This is a genomic window from Sodaliphilus sp. (assembly GCF_045598405.1).
Lineage (GTDB): Bacteria > Bacteroidota > Bacteroidia > Bacteroidales > Muribaculaceae > Sodaliphilus > Sodaliphilus limicaballi.
The window spans coordinates 1-2,676 of the sequence record NZ_JAZLLZ010000036.1 but is presented as its reverse complement, the minus strand read 5'-3'; the positions used below and the strand labels follow the sequence as shown (position 1 = coordinate 2,676).

Genomic DNA, 2,676 nt, shown 5'->3' with positions numbered 1-2,676 from the left:
TGGACGGCAACGGAACTGTTGACATCAGCGATGCCAACCTTCTCATCAACATCGTTCTGGGCAAAGAATCGGCAAGCAAATACAACGGCCGTGCCGACGTGGATGGCAACGGCATCGTAGATGTGAGCGACATCAACGCCGGCCTAAACATCATCCTGGGCAAATAAAAGCCTCTCCCCCGACCCCTCTCCTTCAGAGAGGGGAGAACTGGGGTAGCTTTTTGAAAAAAATAATAACTTAACAAAATGCCTCAACTATCAGTCTCTTACTGATACTTCCATAATAAAAACGCCCCTCTCAGCAGGAGAGGGGTTGGGGGAGAGGCTTATAACCATTATGAAAAAAATACTGACATTTATTTCCATGATTGCCGTGGCGCTGTCGTCATGGGCACTCAATGTGGGCGACAAGTTCAACAGCTCTAATGGCGACTATACCTATTATGTTAAAAAGGCTGCCACATCTTCAGTCACCGGCGAGGTGTATGTTTACAGTTACAACAACACCGTTTCGGCAACCAGCAAAATCTCGTATAGTGTTTTGGGACCTGACGGTTATCTTTACTATGTTACTGGTGTAGGTGCTGGTGCCTACAAGGGCCGCTCCAATCTCACTACCATTCTCCTCGGCGGAATGGTGAGCTTTCTTGGCTATGAGGCTTTTGCCGGAACAAGCATCACTACGATTGAGTTGCCCTCGCTGGATTCGTTCCAGTATGGTTATCTCTTGGGGTGCGAGAAACTCGAGACTATCACATTGACGGCAGGCAACACTGGTTATTCGGTCTATGACGGTGCATTGTATAGCGATGACCGCACTTATCTCATCGTAATGCCTGCAGGCAAGAAAACGGCAAATTTTCCCCCTGAGCTCAAGTCGATTAGTGAATACGCATTCGCTTATTCGTCAATCGTGAATTTAGAGCTTCCTTATGGCGTTAGCCGAATCTTTGAAAATGCATTCAATAATGCCAAGTGCAAGACCATTACAATCCCGAGTACAGTTAAAAGTTTCCGTGTCGAAGGCCAGGTGCTAAAGCAGTGCAACAACCTCAACGAAATTTACCTCAACACATTTAGCATTCCTTTCCCCGATCCTGATGCTTTCATCTCTGCTTCACAGCGCAAGAGTGTCCGACTCTATGTCCGTCCGGAATTGAAGACTAAGTATGAGGAACAGTGGCCTGGCTTTAGTATCTACAATATTGGAAATGAACTCGCTTATGACATGAGCGAAGGCAACATTGATTATAACATCACAAGCACCGCGAGAGTCACTATCAACGGCGTTCAGTATGATGGCCGCGCATGTACCGTCAAAGGACGGCATGATATACACATCGGCGAGCGTCACATTCCCGCTTACCTTACTGCCAACAATGGTAAGAAGTATGCTGTTACAACAATCGGTGCAGAAACATTTAATTCGCATTGGACGGACGGTACCGTTGAACTCGAGAAAGTTACCGGTTGCGAGAATGTCGATACCGTTGAAAGTTCAGCCTTTAATGCCTGCAAGGACCTCAAGACGATATCTCTGCCCAATGTTTCATGCATTAATTCATTTGCATTTCGTAACTGCACAGCTCTCACCTCGTTTGCCTTCAATAAGAACATTAAAAATATAGAGGAGCATGCGTTTGAGAATTCGGGTCTTGCATCCGATGTTGTGCTGCCCTACGGATTTGAACATCTTGGAGCGTATGCATTTAAAGGCACAAAGGTTACAACAATCTTTGTCCCCAGGATTAAAACCATTAGCACATGGGCATTCGAGGGGATGACCAGCCTCAGCTCATTATACTTCAACAATGCTAATCCTAATATGGTTAGGCTACTCAACCTGACGGGCGTTCCCTCTACCTGTACGCTGTATGTTCCGTCCGAATCCCTAGACGAGTGGAGAGAAACCAGCGAATTTGACAGCCGCTTCAAGGCGATTAAAAGCGGAGCCTGCGACTTCACTTACGGTTCATCACTCAGCAATGTTAAGTCAAGTGCCTATCGCATCACTGTTTTGAGCAACACCCCCTTCACCGAGGATGGCGTGGAATATGCTGGCACTGCCATGTATGTCAACTATTCCAACATGGGCAACATGGCGGCATTCATGGGAAGCCCCAGCGAGCTCAACCAGTTCTATGGCATCAACAAGCGTTACAAGATGATCAAGATAGGCGGGCACTGCTTTGAGGGTGCAATCAAGATGGTTGACCCGGGGCTTGCCAAGATGACAAACCTTGAGGAAATAGGCGCTTATGCTTTCAACGGACTGTCGGCGATGAGCGAAATCAAGATTCCCGCAACGGTGAAGGCGATTGGCGACAATGCGTTTGCTGGTTGCACCAACCTCACTACAATCATTGCCGAGCCCACAACGCCTCCCGTAGTTCAGTATCACACCTTCGACAACCTTTACAGCCAAGCCACTCTCAAGGTGCATGAAAGCAGCCTCGCACAGTACAAGGGTGCAAGCTTCTGGAAAAATTTCTTCAAGATAGAGAGCATTGAGGGCGACAGCGGCGTCAAGGGTGACGTGGACGGCAACGGAACTGTTGACATCAGCGATGCCAACCTTCTCATCAACATCGTTCTGGGCAAAGAATCGGCAAGCAAATACAACGGCCGTGCCGACGTGGATGGCAACGGCATCGTAGATGTGAGCGACATCAACGCC

2 protein-coding genes are annotated in these 2,676 nt (G+C 48.0%); both read left to right on the top strand.

The genetic code is table 11. The features are described from left to right. A partial coding sequence (locus tag ACKI3C_RS02860) for a dockerin type I domain-containing protein (protein ID WP_407401849.1) occupies positions 1-167 on the top strand: 167 nt, incomplete at its 5' end. Positions 168-336: 169 nt separating this feature from the next. Beyond that, positions 337-2,676: leucine-rich repeat protein (locus ACKI3C_RS02855; protein WP_407401847.1), on the top strand; the 2,340-nt coding region annotated here is incomplete at its 3' end.